Source organism: Pirellulales bacterium (assembly GCA_035546535.1).
GTDB lineage: Bacteria > Planctomycetota > Planctomycetia > Pirellulales > JACPPG01 > JACPPG01.
In genome coordinates, this window is sequence record DASZWQ010000122.1 from 1 (window position 1) to 15,832 (window position 15,832).

11 protein-coding genes are annotated in these 15,832 nt (G+C 62.6%); 2 read left to right on the forward strand and 9 right to left on the reverse strand.

The annotated features are described in order from the left end of the window. From VHD36_15165 to VHD36_15185, 5 genes are all read right to left on the reverse strand, one after another. Positions 1-798: efflux RND transporter permease subunit (locus VHD36_15165; GenBank protein HVU88659.1), on the reverse strand; the 798-nt coding region annotated here is incomplete at its 3' end. A gap of 68 nt (positions 799-866) precedes the next feature. Further along, the gene (locus VHD36_15170; protein HVU88660.1) at positions 867-2,291 is read right to left on the reverse strand and encodes an efflux RND transporter periplasmic adaptor subunit; all 1,425 of its coding nucleotides are present in this window, start codon (positions 2,289-2,291) and stop codon (positions 867-869) included. An 821-nt stretch (positions 2,292-3,112) separates the two neighbouring features. Continuing rightward, on the reverse strand, positions 3,113-4,684 hold the full coding sequence (locus tag VHD36_15175) for a TolC family protein (protein HVU88661.1): 1,572 nt from the start codon (positions 4,682-4,684) through the stop codon (positions 3,113-3,115). A 228-nt stretch (positions 4,685-4,912) separates the two neighbouring features. Next, positions 4,913-6,598, reverse strand: a complete 1,686-nt coding sequence (locus VHD36_15180) for a TolC family protein (protein ID HVU88662.1) — start codon at positions 6,596-6,598, stop codon at positions 4,913-4,915. Between the two features lie 632 nt (positions 6,599-7,230). Continuing rightward, positions 7,231-9,033, reverse strand: coding sequence for an MFS transporter (locus VHD36_15185; protein HVU88663.1), 1,803 nt, complete (start codon positions 9,031-9,033; stop codon positions 7,231-7,233). Positions 9,034-9,289: 256 nt separating this feature from the next. On the opposite strand from VHD36_15185, the gene VHD36_15190 reads away from it, so the two are divergent. Then, entirely contained in the window at positions 9,290-10,666 is a 1,377-nt protein-coding gene (locus VHD36_15190; protein HVU88664.1) for an efflux RND transporter periplasmic adaptor subunit, read from the forward strand. 356 nt (positions 10,667-11,022) lie between these two features. Here VHD36_15190 and VHD36_15195 read toward each other — a convergent pair whose 3' ends face one another. Then, positions 11,023-12,138, reverse strand: coding sequence for a mandelate racemase/muconate lactonizing enzyme family protein (locus VHD36_15195; GenBank protein HVU88665.1), 1,116 nt, complete (start codon positions 12,136-12,138; stop codon positions 11,023-11,025). 176 nt (positions 12,139-12,314) lie between these two features. Between VHD36_15195 and VHD36_15200 the strand changes: the two genes are divergently transcribed. Continuing rightward, positions 12,315-13,190, forward strand: a complete 876-nt coding sequence (locus tag VHD36_15200) for a creatininase family protein (protein ID HVU88666.1) — start codon at positions 12,315-12,317, stop codon at positions 13,188-13,190. 70 nt (positions 13,191-13,260) lie between these two features. On the opposite strand, the gene VHD36_15205 is transcribed toward VHD36_15200, so the two are convergent. The 3 genes from VHD36_15205 to thrC all read right to left on the reverse strand — a co-directional run. Further along, on the reverse strand, positions 13,261-13,632 hold the full coding sequence (locus tag VHD36_15205; protein HVU88667.1) for a hypothetical protein: 372 nt from the start codon (positions 13,630-13,632) through the stop codon (positions 13,261-13,263). Between the two features lie 125 nt (positions 13,633-13,757). Beyond that, entirely contained in the window at positions 13,758-14,549 is a 792-nt protein-coding gene (dapB, locus tag VHD36_15210; protein ID HVU88668.1) for a 4-hydroxy-tetrahydrodipicolinate reductase, read from the reverse strand. 115 nt (positions 14,550-14,664) lie between these two features. Next, positions 14,665-15,832: threonine synthase (gene thrC, locus VHD36_15215; protein HVU88669.1), on the reverse strand; the 1,168-nt coding region annotated here is incomplete at its 5' end.

Genomic DNA, 15,832 nt, shown 5'->3' on the forward strand with positions numbered 1-15,832 from the left:
CGCGTCGGTCGGCTTGGCCACGTCGCGCAAATAAATAGCATTGCCGTGCTCTGTCTTGATCGGGATGTCTCCCATCCGCTCGATGAGGTCGTACATCGAGTTCGAATCGATCGCGTAGTCGGTCTTGCCGATCTTGGCGTCACCCGTGGGCAGGAACAGGTTGTACCGGTCCAACGCGTACATCACGTCCACCGGCGACAGATCGCGCGCCTGCATTTTCTCCCGGTCCAGATAGGCCATGACGGCGCGCACCTTGCCGCCGAAAACGACAGGCGCAACGGCGCCCGGCTGTGACATGATGAACTGCCGCACTTCGTAGCGGCCGGTGTCGTACAGAATGGCTTCGCTTTGCGTTTTGCTATCCAGCGCCACCAGGCAAGCGGGCGTCGTGCCCGTCGGGTCGAACGGCAGAATCACGGGGGGCAACGTTCCGGGCGGCATCGTAGGCAGGGCCCCTGTCGCCAAGGAACTGACGGCCGTTAAGGCGCCGTTGGGATCAACGTCGCTGCGGTAATAATTTCGCACGACGCTCGCCCCCACGATCGATCGCGACTCTTGCCGCGTCGTGCCGGCCGCCTGACCGGTCCAACGCTCCATGCGAGACGTAATGTCCTTCTCGACGCTCTCGGCCGGCATGCCCGTATAGAACGTGAGGGCCTGCACGGCCGGGGCCTTGAAGACCGGCAAGATGTCGATCGGAATCGAGCGCACCGCGATCACGCCCAAAATGACGATCGTCAGCGCGAAGACCGTCACGGCATACGGGTTGCGAAGCGAGGCTCGAATTACGGCATTCATCCGGCAGTTCCTACTCGGCAGCGATCATTTTCGGAGCGCGTTCGAAGATTTAGGTCTTTAACAACGCTCTAATGCTTTTTTTCCGCCGCCTCAGACACGACGACCGGCGCACCCTCTTCGATCTTGCCCCGATAACTGACGATAACCTGGTCCTTGGCATCGAGGCCCTTAAGGATTTCCATGTGCCGGCCGTCATCTTGTCCCAGCGTGACCGACAACAGCTGCGCCTTGCCGTCGCGGACGACGTAAATCTTTCCGTGCTTGCTGTCTGTTTTTTCAACCAGCGCCGACGAGGGCACCGTAAGAGCTTCTGAAGGAGGCTCCAGTTCGATCGTCGCGCCGCCATACATACCTTCGCGCAACAGGCTGTCCGGGTTCGGCAGGTCAACCTCGACGCGCATCGTTTTTTGTCGCGGATTCTCCGAACTCGCCATGCGCGAGACTTCTCCGACGAAGGTTTTACCCGGCAGCGCGTCGATCTCGATCGTCGCCTTATCCCCCTTGTTCACATACGGGACGTCCGTGTCGGGCACTTGAATGACGTCGCGCATCAAATCGGTACGGGCTACGGTGAGCAAGGGAACAGTGCCCCCTTGGTCAGCGGAAAGGATGAAAGCACCCCGGTGGAAGTGCCGCGCCGTGATCACGCCGTCGTAGGGAGACTTGATATTCGTGTAATCCCACAGCACCTGAGCCTTCTCCAACACGGCTTTTGCGACTTCGACCTCGGCCTTGGCGTGTTCGACGTCGGCCTCGGCCTGCTTCACGCGCGCCTGCGCGGCGTCAGACTGTGCCTGGGCGTTGTCGACCGACGCCTGTGCGGCCTGGAGCGCCGCTTTGGACGATTCGTAGGCGTCCCTCTGCTCGTCTTCGAGCTTTTTTTCGACCGATTGCGACAGGACCAGGCTCTTGATGCGGTCGTATTGGCTGCCGCGATAAACAACTTGCGCCTTGGCCTTCAGCACGTCGGACTCGGATTGCTTGATCATAGCCAGCGACGCCTTGGCCTCGGCGCGCTGCGTAAGCAGCCGAGCCTCGGTTTGTGCCACCGCGCTTTGCGCCCGCGCTAGCGAGGCCTGCGCCTCGTCCACGCCCGCCTTGAGTTCGGGCACGTCGATCGTCGCCAGCAGTTGACCGCGCTTTACGTGGTCGCCGATGTCGACCGATTGCTCACCGAGGTATCCCGAGGTCTTGGCAAACAGGTCGGCATATTCAAAGGCGTGTACGGTGCCCGGCTGCACCGTCTTGCGTCCCAGGCCATGAGGATTGGGCGTCACCACGTCGGCGTGGACCTCGCTGGCGGTGGATGGCGCGGGTGCTGTCTCGGCGTGCTGTTGTGGTGGCTGCGCTGTCGCCGCAGGCGTATTCGCTCTCATCCGCCAGGCGAGCAGCACGACAATCACCAGGCATGCCGCGGCAGCGACCATCGCCAGTCCGCGCGGCGTAAGCCGCGCCTTGGTACCGGAAGCAAGTTTCACTTTAGCGGTCGGCATGCGGGACTACTCCGGAGTACGAGCTAATTACAGGTCGGTGCGTTTCAGGCCATCGCGTGACGTTCCGCAACCGAAAACGGCGGCTGTGCAAAAACGGCACCGCAAACGCTTGCTGCTAACGAGAATGAGGCCGAACTCCACTTTCGGCTCCATCGAGCCGGCCTATCGACGAAAGCGCATGCGCGCGCACAAAACGCATCAACACCGCAAATAAATGCGGTCCGGCGCGGTTTCCAGCGCTGGCACCGTGGGCGGTAGCCTCTGATCCAAGCGAGCGAGATCAGTGCGCGGACGAGCCGGTGCGTGCGTCGTACGCTTACGTAACGCTTGTGAAGAACTCAGTCGCGCGCTGGACGACGCCAGCGCCAAGAACGACTCCTTATTGCGCCGCGGCTTGACGATCGACTTGTACGAAGGAGCCGTCGAGATCGGACGCGGTGTGCGAATCATCAGCCCGGCCGTGCCAAAGCACACCAGGACCGCGAGTATCAACCGTGCTGTCGTAAACCCTTGCTCACCGCGCACAGCGTCACCGAAACGAGAAAGAAAGGAAAGCCCCGGCACGACATATTGTCGCAGCGGCGACCTAGCGCCTCTCTAAACAATCTATTCCCACCTCAGACGGTGGTCAATTTCAGGGCTCGCAGCAAAGCGCCCCCTTATTCCCGATCTGAGGCGCGCGTTCTGCCGGAAGATAAGTGGCTTCGCGACGCGATTTCAGTCCGTCAGAGATAACTTGCTTTTCCGAAAGGATGTTCACGGCTCGTCGTCCGACGGGCCTAAGAAGCAATCTCCGTGCAACCGACGAGTCAAGCAAACAACTAGCGATTAGCAGGCGGCGCAGGCACCCCCTCGATCGCCTCGGTCGTCGCGCCGTCGATCCTCTCCGGCGCCGCCACCGGCGCGGCCATGGGGGGTGGAAACCCCATCGCCACGTACAGGCGGAATTCGGCCTCGTTGTAGGCCACGATGCTCGTGACCAGTTGTTGCCGCGCGTCGACCAGCAAATCGACCATATTCAAGGCTTCGATCGGATGTCCCAGATTGGCGCGCGAGCGCTCGACCTCGCGTCGGAAGCCGTCTTCGGCAGTGGCCAGTCGCACTTGAGCGACTTTCACGGCCCGGAGCTGCGCGGCGGCGTCGGCTTTGGCACTGGCGACTTCATCGCGGATCTGGTTGATGATGATCGTGCGCTCAGCCGTGGCTTCGCCGCGCTGCGCGCGCCGCTGATTGCGCCAGGCGGCGTTCCCGGCGCCGGCGTTTTGCAACGTCCACAGGGCCATCACATCGAAATCCGAGCGGCCGGAAAAGGCGCCGAACAGCGGCGTCACGAACGGGCTGCCGCCGCCAAACGTGCCGCTACTGAACCCCAGGCCAACCGTCGGCAAAAGCGGGCGGATGCGTTCTTGCCGAAACCTTACATCGGCCGCGGCAACTTCGCTCGTCGCGGCCCCCACCTCGGGCCGGTAGCGCAGCGCAATCGAAACCAGCGAGGACAAGCTATCGTTCGGATCGACGACGCTGATCAGTGCCAGAGGCGCCGCAGGGGTGCGCAAGGCCAGCGAAGGATTCAATTGCAACAACTTTGAGAGCTGGGCGGACGCGACCGAGATCCTTCCCTCCGCACCTTGCGATAATCCGCGCAGTTGCAGCGCCGCCGAGCGCACGCGATTGGCGTCGGCGTTGAGCCCTTCGCCGACGCGCGCGAATTCGGCCGTCGGGCGCAGCACCGCCGCCATGTCCAACTCCGAGCGACGATAGGCCGCGAAGGACGCCTCGGCCCCGATAAGCTCCAGGTAGGCGGTCGTCACATCCAACAGAATCGAGTTATACGTCGCCCGAACGTTGAAATTGCTGGCATTCAGATCTTGCTGTGCGGCGAGCGGCATGTAAAACACGTCCGCCAGCGGCGCGAAAATCTGCACAGCCGGGATGCCGATCGTCTCGGCGGCCACGGTGCGCGCACCGCCACCCACGTAAAGTGCCTGCTGCTCGGGCACCGAAAGGATCTGGCCCGAAGACCGCTGCAAATTGCCATTATGGGCGTGGTAGTTGGTACCGGCGTTGAGATTCGGCACCGCGATCACGCTCGCCCGCAGCAGGTTGGCCAGATTCTCTTCGACCACTTGTCGGGCCAGCCCGATGGTTGGATTCTGCCGCGCCGCGAGGCGCCACGCCGAGGCGAAATCGATCAACTGCATTTCGTTTCCGCCGGCGCGGATCGATTCGTACTGCAGGGCCTGGCCGGTGAGCACTGCGTTTACAGCGCTCGCCGGCGCAGCGGGCGAAGTAGGTAGCGGGCCCCGGGCCGGCATGCCGGGCGGAGGCGCAGAAGCGTCGGGCGAAAACACTGGCGGCAACGGACGCACGACCGGCTGAGGAGCACCGCGCATCGCCTCGCTCCCACCCTCACTGTCAGCCGCAGCGGGCAAGCGGGGCGCAAGTACTAGCGCAAGCGCGAGCATCATGCTCAGCGCGCGCTGTCCGCCCGCTCGTCGTCCGGACGATGAATAGGATATGATTCGCGACAAGTTGTTACCGCAGGGCGAGCAACCGGACTGCGTGATCGGAAGCGGGCTGGTGAGGAGGTGGAACGAAGGGGAAGCACGAACGAAAGGCGTTTAGCGCGCCGCCGCAGGCGGCAGTGGGACCGGTTCGGCAGCCGCAGGAGCGGCATCTTGTGCCGGCGCCGCATTCTGGCCTGCTGGTGGATTCGCTCCCGCCGGACGGAGCGCATCGAGTGGCGCAGGACGGGCCAACATCGCGGCGCGCGGCTGCCCCAACGCGCAATACAGATTCACTTGCGCTTCGTTGAAGTCGATGATCGCGTTCAGGTAGTCGACGCGGGCGCGATTCCACAAACGCAAGTTATCCAACGTCTCGATGGGTAATCCTTCGCTATTGCGGGTACGAAGGAAATCCTCTTCGAAACCCGCGCGCCCTATCCGCGCCGCTTGTTCGTTCACGTAAACCTGGGCAAAGCGGGCGCGCGAGATCGCATAGGCCGAGGCGACATCGGCGCGCGCCTGGTTGAGCACGATCAGAAAGCGATAATCGTTCTGGCGCAGCCGAGCCTGGGCGGCGTTGATCAACGCCGCATTGCCGCAACCGCAATTCTGCAAGGGCCAGTACATGATTACGTCGAAGTCGTTGCGGCCGCTGAAATCGCCAAACCTCGGTCCGGTCGGATTGGGTGGAGTGTTCTCAGCCACGATGTTGCTGCCGCCGCCGAACGTACCGGCGCTAAATCCGACCAGCGTCGTCGGCGAAAATGGCAGCCATTGTGTACCGCGAAAGGCGAGAAATGTCTCGCGGATGGCGGCCCGCCGCTCGGCAAGATCCGGACGTTCGAGCATGGCGATGGCGATCAATTCTTGCAGAGGAATCGGTTCCGGCACGAGCGGAATCGGCACGACCCATTCGTCCGTGGCGTGCAGGCGCGTCGACGGATCGAGATTCAACAACTGGCACAGCCGCGCCGAAGCCACGAGCGCATTGCCTTCGGATTCCACCACGTCGACTTCGCGCTGTGCCAGTTCCGTCGCGGCACGGTCGGCGTCGGCCGGACGCCCCTCGCCGACGCGCGCGTAGTCGCGCGTCACCTTCGCGACCTTGGCCGTCTCGTCGCGCATTTGGATGTTCACGGCTCGCAATCCCTCGGCCCGTAACAATTCGTAGTAGGCGTTGCCGACGGCTTGCAGGATGTCGTTATTGGTTTGAAAGTTGGCAAATTCGCGCTCGCGGACGAGCTGGCGGGTTGTCAGAATTCCGAAGATCATGTTCGACGCGTTCACATTCCACTGCACGCCGGGAATGTTCACCGTGCCGGCGGCGACCGCATTGGCACCGGCTCCCACGTACAGCGCACTGCGGCTGACGCGCAGGATGTTGCCGTTGGATTGCTGCAACGGACCTGAATGGGCGTCGAAGTTCGTGCCGGCGTTCAAATTCGGCAGCAGTTGCGCCGCCGCAAATTGACGTATCGCCACGGCTTCGACCACCATCTGTCGCGCCAAGAACAGGTCCGGGTTGCGCAAGCCGGCCAGACGCACCGCGGCGGGCAGATCGATCGGCACGAACTGCGTCGAAAGCAAGGACGGCTGACCGGTGATGCTCCCCGGCGAGGGAATATCGGCCGGCGAGCTGGGGCCGGGTGGTTGCTGGCTCGGATCCGCCGTCGGATTCGGCAGCGGCACGACCTCGGATGCAGGCGCCCGCTGCACGACCGGGCGCACACTGGGCCGTGTCGTCTCACCCGGCGCGGCGGCAAATAGGAATGATCCGTCAAGCGAGCATATTCCCGCCACCAAAGCCACCAGGCGACAAACCCCGGCCGCTCGTCGTCGTGTGGGACGGCGCGAAGACGGTGCGCGCCGGCGCGTCGCGGAAACCAGTGAGACCGATCGCATTCCTTACGCCTTCGTAAATGAGGGCAGGCACAGCATATCGGTAAATATCGGGCCGCTCCGCACATCCGGCATATGCAGTCATTCCGCGCTCCACATGACCGGCACAACCTGAAAACCTTCTGGAAGACTGGGAAAGATCGAGGCGACTTTGACGCGGTCTGACGATGGCACGGCGTGCGCAAACTGCGACGTGTTGTCGTGCGGGCCTCGCCGAATCACCCCGTCGGACAAATGATTAGCCGCGAATGTCGATGCTAGGGCAGAATGTCAAAATGCATCCGCAGTGTTCATGCCGCCCGAGCGGCACCCGAAGGCATGAAAATATGCGTTGGCGGTTATGTTTCGACGTTGGCTTCCGGGCGATTTACTGAGCAGATTGCAGAGATTTCGCAGAGACGCAGCAAGCAGTCCGAAGTTACCCGCGAGTTCGTGGCGCTCAGCTCTTCGATCTGCGTTTATCTGCGAAATCTGTGGACGACTTCTTCATATTCTGCTTCCTTCGCGCAGCCAATCACGAGAAGTGCCAGCGATCACTCGTCGGCCATCGCCCGGCGCCGCCCCTCGGTGACGTCAACCATCGACGCCAGGCCGCCACCGACGAAGAAGAACACGAGCAAGCTCAAGATGGCCAGGTGGGGGCGGCCGGTCCACGCCAGGATCGAGCCGAAGAGAATCGGCCCGGCGAAACTGGTCGCCTTGCTCGACAGATTGAAGAAGCCAAAGAATTCGCCGCTGCGTTTGGCCGGCGTCATCAGACCCATGATCGCGCGGCTCACGCTTTGGATGCCCCCCATCACTAGCGCCAGCACGGCGCCCATGATCCAGAAATGCAACCGCGTGGTGATGAAAAACGCAGCCACGAGCCACCCAATGTAAACGACAATGCAACCCATCAGCGTCTGTTTTTCGCCCAGCTTGCCTGACAGCCAGCCAACGAACAAAGCACCGGGCATCGACACGAATTGAATCATCAGCACGACAAACACTAGTTCGCCGGCGCCGATGTGCAAAACTTCTTTGGCAAACACCGTGGCCTGCGTGATGATCGTGGCCACGCCGTCGTTGTAGATCAGGTAGGCGATCAGGAACAAGAAAAGCACGCGATAATGCCGCACTCCCTTGAGCGTGCCGGCCACTTCGCCGACGGCGCGTTTGGCGGTTTCCACAAGCGACTCCGATCCGGCGCGCGGCTGAACCCGATCGCGCAGCAGCAACAAGGTCGGCAAGCTGAACGCGCCCCACCAAAGCCCCATGATCAGCAGGCCGAGCTTCAGCCGCGGGATCATGATGGCGTCGCGCCCTTCGACTTTGTCCCCCTCGATAGGTCGCAGTCCGAATGCCAGGTTCTCCGGCAGTTCGGCGGCAGGTATCGCCTTGCTCTTCGCCGCGAGCGCTTCTCGATCGTAATTTTTGAACGTGTCTTTCGGCGTCACCCAGATCGAACCGGTCTCGGCACCCGAGTCTGGCGTGCCGAAGTCAAAAAGCAGAGGATGAGCCAATGCTGCGCCTTCGATCCGCACGCCGGCCAAAGAAGCCTGCTCGTCCTGTCCAGGCCCCTTCAGTTGCAGAAGTAACTCGCCCGCCGGCACCGCGACTTTGTGCATGACCGACAGCACCTCGCCGGCACTGGTGCGCTGCGATTCTTCGCGTTTTCCATTGAGCAGCACTTCGACCGGGCCGCGCGCGGCGCGCAGGTCTCCCAGCCACACGGTCACGTCATAATCACCCGGTGGCACGCCGACGGCGAAATCGATCTCGTGGCCGACGACACAGTCCCCTTCGAGATTCGACGGCAAACCCAAGCGGTCTCCGTATTGCACCACCAGCACGCCCACCAGTAGCGCCAGGCCGCCCCCGACATAGCCCATCGCGAAGCCGTAGGCTGAAACGCGATTCATCGACTTTTCGTCGGCGATCTCGGGCAGAAACGCGCAATACAAACCCCAGGCCAACTCGAAGGCAAGGGTTGTCGTGAAAAACAAGCCGACGAATATCCACGACATTTCCACCGGCAAGAAGAACATCGCCACGCTCGCGCCCGCGCCGGCCAGCGTACAGACCGAAAGCCAGAAGCGTTTGCTGGCGTGCGCATCAGCTACTGCTCCCAGCACGGGTGCGATCAGCGCCGCGAAAAAAGTCGAAATGCCGATGCCATAAGCGTAGGCCAGTTGCCCCGGCGGGCCCGGCAATACGACCTGCTGCAAGTACAGCATCAGGATCGTGATCTGGTACGTCGAATAGGCGCTATTCGCCCAGTCGTACATGCTCCAGGCGAAGATCTCGCGCCGCTTCACCGGCCGGCGAGCCGAGGACTTGATCTCGTTCGTACTCAAAGGCAACCGCCCCGACTCTCAATTATGGATCGCAACCGCCAAACCACGGCCGCCGCATTATGGTGCCTTTCCCCTGGACCGGGCAAGGCGGGTTTGTCTCCCGACTTCGGCGGCGCGTTGCCAGTCACGGCACCGCGAAGCGTATTGCGACGGCCCTTTGTCACGACTAGGCTGAAAACCGTAACCACCTGGTGCCGAGCGCATCCGACGCCTCACGCAAATCTCACGATCGATTGCGCTCTCGCGGGTAAATGCCATGACCAGTCGCGGCGTTGCTCGAATTGCTGTTTGCCCCTTGTTTATTGCGGTCGCGATCGCGCAGCCGGGCTGCGGCACCGCGCTCGATACGGCGCCGGCGGTCGGCAACGTTGGGCCGTCGACGGTCACCGTCCAGGTTCAGCACCCGACGCACAAAACACTCGCGCGCACCATCGCGCTGCCGGGCTACACCGAGGCTTTTGCTGAAACACCGCTGTACGCCAAACTCGCAGGTTATGTGGAGAAGCTGAACGTCGACATCGGCGATCGCGTCAGCGGGCCACGCCTGGACGGCGACGGAAAGCTGCTTTCACCCGGGCAGGTACTCGCCCGGCTTTCCGTCCCGGAACTCGACGACGAGCTGGCGCAGAAAAAGGCGCTGTTGGTGCAGGCCGACGCGCACCTCGAACAAGCCCAGGCGCAGATCAAGGTTGCCGAAGCCGCGGTTGCTACCGGCCGTGCGAACGTAGAATCGGCCGCGGCGCAAGAAGAACAATCCATCGCCGAACAGGAGCGTTGGAAAAGTGAATACGGACGGGTCGCTGAGCTGGGACGCAGCTCGGCGGTTCCCCAGAAGCTGGTCGACGAAACAAAGAGCCAGTTTCGCGCCGCCGAGAGCGCCCGCCGCGAGGCCGCTGCTAAGGTGCAGGCCGCCAAAACCGCGCTCATCGAGAATCAAGCGCTCGTCGACAAGGCCCGAGCTGACGAAAAGGCGGCCCAGGCCGCGCGGCAGGCCGCCGAAGCCGATCTGCACCGGACCGAAGCACTCGAGGAATACACGTTCATCCGCGCGCCGTTCGATGGGGTGGTTTCGACACGCAACATTGCCCTGGGCCATTTCGTACAGCCGATCCGTACAACCAAGGACTTGCCGCTCTTGGTCGTGATCCACGCCGATCCGCTGCGCATCTTCGTCGACGTGCCCGAGGTCGATGCTGGCGTGGTCGACGTGGGTGATCGCGTCGTCATGCAGATTCCTGCTCACGACGGGCGTAACATCGAAGCGGCGATCACCCGCACTAGCTGGGCCCTGGATAATGCCACGCGTGCGCTGCGTGCCGAGATCGACATCCCCAATCCCGACGGTCAGCTTCGCCCCGGAATGAAAGCCAACGTGAAGATCGTTCTTGGCGACCAGCACGGAGTCCTCGCCGTGCCGCGCGCCGCTGTCGTCACGCGCGATGGACAGAGCTACTGCTTCCTGGTGCGCGACGGCAAAGCGGTCGAGAGTTCGGTGAACATCGGGCTCGAATCCGGCACCGACGTCGAAATCCAGTCAGGCGTCACGCCCGACGATTTTGTTGTCGTCGCGGACGTGGCGAATTTGAAGAATGGCCAACCCGTCGCAATGGCCAACGATCCGGTAAAGCCTTAGCGTTCACGCGGGTCCGAAAGTCCAGCGATTTGTGCCATGCTATTTCGGCACAGCCGAATAGCATGCTTCGCAGGGGTCATTGCGCGGGAAGTGTCGAAACTAGCGCCCGATCGCGGCGGCCAGTCACGCATCTTCATGCACAAATACGTCCGCAGTGTTCATGCCGCCCGAGCGGCACCCGAAGGCATGAAAATATGCGTTGGCGGTTATGTTTCGACGTTCGCTTCCGGGCGATTTACTGAGCAGATTGCACAGATTTCGCAGATCATAAAAAGCGGTGAATGGAACCGGGCGTTTTCCATCTGCGTTCATCTGCGTAATCGGTGGATGAATTTCTGCAAGCCTCGCCGCCGAGCTTATCTCGAATAGCGCGCGATCGCGTCGCGATTCAACTCGATACCCAATCCTGGGCCCTGGGGAATTCGCAACATCCCCTCGGCGTCGAGCGCAAATGGCGTGCTAAGAATTTCTTCGATGTAGGGGACCCCTGTCTGGAACTCGACCCAGCGAGCGACCGGCAGCGAGGCGACAAGCGCCAGATCGGCCGCTACGCCAACGCCCGTATTCCACCCATGCGGCACGAGCAGCACACCGTGATCGTAGGCCATCCACCCCAGCCGCCGCGCTTCGCCCAGCCCACCGCATTTCGTGACGTCGGGTTGAATGATGTCGAGTGCCCGCTCGGTGATGAAGGGCAAAAAGGCTTGCCGGCGCGTGAGTACTTCGCCACTGGCCACGAGCACCGGCGAACTGGCCCGCAGCTCGCGAAACCCGGCGAGGTCGTCGGGCCGCAGCGCTTCTTCGAACCACACCACGCCATAATCGCCGAGCATGCGAGCTGTCTCGCGCGCCCAGGTCACACCGTGCGGCCAGAACTGTTCACTGCCGCCGGCATCGACCATCAGTTCGACGTCGTCGCCCACGGTGTCGCGCGCGGTCTTGATCAACACCTCGTCGAACTGCCGGCTTACACGGCCAAACGGCCGCCAGCCGAGCTTGATGGCACGAAACCCGCGTGCCCGCTGCGCGAGCAACTTCTCGCGCAACAAGGGCGGATCCTCGAACAGCATCGACGCGTAAGGCTTGATCCGATCGCGATAAACGCCGCCGAGCAGCCGCCCGACGGGTTGCCCCAGCGCCTTGCCGCACAGATCCCACAGGGCGATATCGATGCCGCTGATCGTGTGCTCGACGGAACCGCCGCGCCCCAGCCAGAACATCGACTGCCGCAGTTTTTCGGCCACGCGGTCGGGTTCGAGCCCGCTTTCGCCGATCAAATGCGGCCGCAACAGTGCCAGCGATCCTTCGACGAGTGCTTGCGTCGTATAGCAGCTGCCGATGCCGCTGATGCCCTCGTCGGTGTGCACCTCGACCAGCGTGTTGTATTGCACGTTGGGATCGGTGCCCCCCGGCCAGCCATGATCGTGGGTAGCGCCGCCCAGGGCGATCGTGACGACTTCAGTGATTTTCATGTGTCGAGCTGCGAGTTTCGTCGCTTATGCAAATGCCTTCTCACGGGCCTTTCTTGTCCGGAAGATTCTCGGACAGCGCCCGTTGTAACAGCTTTCTTTCGCGAGGATACTCAGAGCGGAGCGACCTTCGCAAGTTCATCGCCCACGGCCAAGAATTCCAACTCGAGGGCAATCCGATGACCAGCCGCGCCGCGACCGAATATCGTTACGAAAAGCTGACCTGGCCCGAGATCAACGACGCGGTGGAGATGGCCAAAGTCTGCATCCTGCCTTGCGGCGCCGTCGAGCAGCACGGGCCGCACTTGCCGCTGGACGTCGACCTGATCTGCCCAACGCAGATTGCCCTGGGCGCCGGGCGGGCGGCGCCCGACAAGGTGCTCGTGCTGCCCACCGTGGCCTACGGCTACACCGGGCACGTGATGGACTTTCCCGGCACGATCAACAACGATTTCGAGCACTTCATGCACCACGTGCTCGACATCACCAAGTCGCTGGCCTATCACGGCTTCAAAAAGATCGTGCTACTCAACGGTCACGGCTCGAACATGCCAAACCTCGACCTGGTCGCGCGGCGCACGAACCTGGAAACCGACGCCGAGTGCATTCTGGCGGCCTGGTGGAATCTGCTGACGGTTGACAAGGAGTTCCTGCCGCGTTGGCGGCAGAGCAAATTCCCCGGCGGCTGCGCACACGCCTGCGAGTTGGAAACGTCGCTGTATCTATATCTCGACGGCGACAACGTGCGGAAGGACCGCATTGAGGACGGGGAGATCAGCTTCAACCAGGAGAACAGCCCTTTCAATTGGGTCGACTTGTTCGCGGCCGGTCCGGCGACACTGATTTCTTGGACCAGCAGCTATTCGGATTCCGGCGTGCTGGGCCAGGCAAAATTGGCCACGGCCGAGAAGGGACGCGAAGCCTACGAAGAGGCGGTCAAGCAACTGACCCGCTTCGTGAACTACTTCCACGGCCGCCGCGCCGACCGCCGCCTGGACCGCCACCGCCGCCCACCGACCATGCCGATGCCGTGGGGACAGCGGCCGATCAAGTGAGCGAGTGGAAGGGTTTTGTGTCCCGCATTTCTTCTCCGTGCCTCCGTGTCTCCCGTGGTGCATCTCTTCTCTATAAAGCTTTCTCCGCGTTGCGGGCTCGCACCTCGGGAAGCGGGTAATCGATGATCGCCAGGCCTTCCTGCCCCGCAAGCTCGCGCAGACGGCGCCAGCCGCGCGTGACGAGGATTTCGCGCTCGCGCACGTAGGCCGGATCAAGCGAGCGCTTGTCGAACGCCCCCTCGGCCGCAACCGGGACAAACTCGTCGTCGACGATGAACTGCGCGAGCGCCGGGTTGCAGCGGATGTGCCGCTCGGCCGTGGTGTGCAGCGTCTCGGGATCGATCATCCCGATCACATAGCGCAGGTAGAGATCGCTATCGGTGATCTCTTCGACGTCGCCGCCGCAAATGTCGCACAGATAGCCTTCTTCGCATTTGGCCATGAATAGCGGGCAGTGGGCAGCAGGCGGAGGGCAGTACGAGTAATCAGTAGTCGGTAGTCAGCAAGCGCGAGCAGCTTGGCTGGGCTTTCTTCACCGTCCTCTGCCCGCCGCCCTCTGCCGACTAATTACAGTCCCAGCACGTCATTGATGCCGTAGAGGCCGATTGGCTTGCCAACCAGGAACTTCGCGGCCGCGAGCGCTCCGTGGGCGTAGCAGTCTCGGTTCGTCGCGCGCACGGCGATTTCCAGTGTCTCGCCCATGAGGCCGAAAATAATTGTGTGCTCGCCCGGGTTGTCGCCGGTGCGAATCGCGTGGTAGCCGATCTCGCCGTGCGGGCGTGCGCCGGGTCGTCCTTCGCGGCCGTGCTGCGCGTGCTCTTGTCCCATGATGCCGGCGATGATCTCGCCGAACTTGAGCGCGGTCCCGCTGGGGGCGTCTTCCTTGAAGCGATGATGCCGCTCAATGATCTCGACGTCGGCACCCGAGGTATGATCCTTAAGCGCGCCGGCGGCTACGCCGGACAGCTTCATGGCCAGGTTCACAGCCATGCTCATGCTGGGAGACCAGAGCAGCGGAATTTTCGTGGCCGCCGCTTTGACCTCGGTCAGTTGCTCGGCCGATAGGCCCGTCGTTGCGACGACCAGCGGCACTTTCTTTTCGCAGCAGACTTTTGCGATCGCGAGCGTCCCGGCGGGGCCGGAAAAATCGATGACCACGTCCGCCGGCACGTCGAGCTTATCTTTAAGTTCCACGCCAAGCGGGCCAGCCCCGGCGATCGCGCCGGCATCCTGGCCCACCTGCGGATGACCCGGCCGATCGATAGCGGCCACGATTTGCAAATCGGTAGAAGCTGCGGCCAGCGCAATCAAACGCTGCCCCATACGACCAGCGGCTCCGTGAATGGCAAGGCGAATCATAGTAGGCAGTCGGCAGAGGGCAGAGGGCAGTTAACAAAAGCAGACAAATCGGCCGTAGGCAGAGGCTATTTCGCGGGTGAGCAAGAGTTCTTCGCTGCCTGCTGCCCACTGCCGACTAACTATAAAGTTGTATCGCTTTGACGATTTCGTCGAAGTCGTTCGGCACGGCCACGGCGCGATTGGCATAGGCGGCGCGCTGCACGCCGCGGCTCCCCAGCACTTCGTTGAACTTGTCCTGGTCCGTGGTGTGATAGGCGACCGTGGCCGTCGGGTCCTTCAGCTGGTGACCGGTGAGGATGCAGACGACGCGTTCATTGGCGCCGATGATTCCTTCGTGCCGGAGCAGTCGCGCGCCGGCAACGCTGGCGGCGCTGGCCGGTTCGCAGCCTAGCCCGCCCGCGCCGACCTGCGCCTTGGCGTCCATGATCTCCTGGTCCGAGACCTCGCGAACAACCCCGTCGCACGTCTCCAAGGCTCGCAGGCACTTGTTCAAGTTCACGGGCCGATTGATCTCGATGGCACTGGCGATGGTCGATGCCCGGCGCCCGGCCTGATCGAGCTCGGCGTAATACTTGTCGGTGACTTCGCTGTTCGGCGCGCCGTCGTTCCACCGCAGGCCGCGGCGATCGTACAGCTCGTACAGCGTGTTGGCGCCGGCCGCGTTGATCACGGCCAGCCGCGGCACGCGATCAATGAGCCCGATCTCGCGCAATTCGGCAAAGGCTTTGCCGAACGCGCTCGAGTTCCCCAGGTTGCCGCCCGGTACCACGATCCAGTCGGGCACTTGCCAGCGCAGGCCTTCCAGCACCCGGTACATGATCGTCTTTTGCCCTTCCAGGCGGAACGGGTTGACGCTGTTGACCAGGTAGATGCCCAGCTCGCGCGACGCCTCTTTGACGCGAGCCATGGCATCGTCGAAATCGCCCGCGATCTGCACGGTGAGCGCGCCGTAATCGAGCGCTTGCGACAGCTTGCCGTAGGAGATCTTGCCCGAGCCGATGAAGATCACGGCTTTCATCAGTTTCGTCACCGAGCAATAGGCTGCCAGCGAGGCGCTGGTATTGCCGGTCGAAGCACAGGCCGCGCGGCTGGCCCCGATACTGCGGGCGTGCGTGAACGCCGCCGACATGCCGTTATCTTTGAAGCTGCCCGAAGGGTTCATCCCCTCGTATTCCAGGAACAGCCGGTCGGGCTGCAGGCCGACGAAGCGGGCCACCGAGGGCGCCGATTGCAGAAGCGTTTGCCCCTCGCCGATCGTTACCACCTGCGACTGTGGGGCAAAC

Coding starts and splice junctions, on each gene's coding strand:
- VHD36_15200 (HVU88666.1), top strand. CDS start 12,315: ATGACCAGCCGCGCCGCGACCGAATATCGTTACGAAAAGCTGACCTGG.
- VHD36_15170 (HVU88660.1), bottom strand. CDS start 2,291: ATGCCGACCGCTAAAGTGAAACTTGCTTCCGGTACCAAGGCGCGGCTT.
- VHD36_15190 (HVU88664.1), top strand. CDS start 9,290: ATGACCAGTCGCGGCGTTGCTCGAATTGCTGTTTGCCCCTTGTTTATT.
- VHD36_15205 (HVU88667.1), bottom strand. CDS start 13,632: ATGGCCAAATGCGAAGAAGGCTATCTGTGCGACATTTGCGGCGGCGAC.
- VHD36_15175 (HVU88661.1), bottom strand. CDS start 4,684: ATGCGCGGTGCTCCTCAGCCGGTCGTGCGTCCGTTGCCGCCAGTGTTT.
- VHD36_15195 (HVU88665.1), bottom strand. CDS start 12,138: ATGAAAATCACTGAAGTCGTCACGATCGCCCTGGGCGGCGCTACCCAC.
- dapB (HVU88668.1), bottom strand. CDS start 14,549: ATGATTCGCCTTGCCATTCACGGAGCCGCTGGTCGTATGGGGCAGCGT.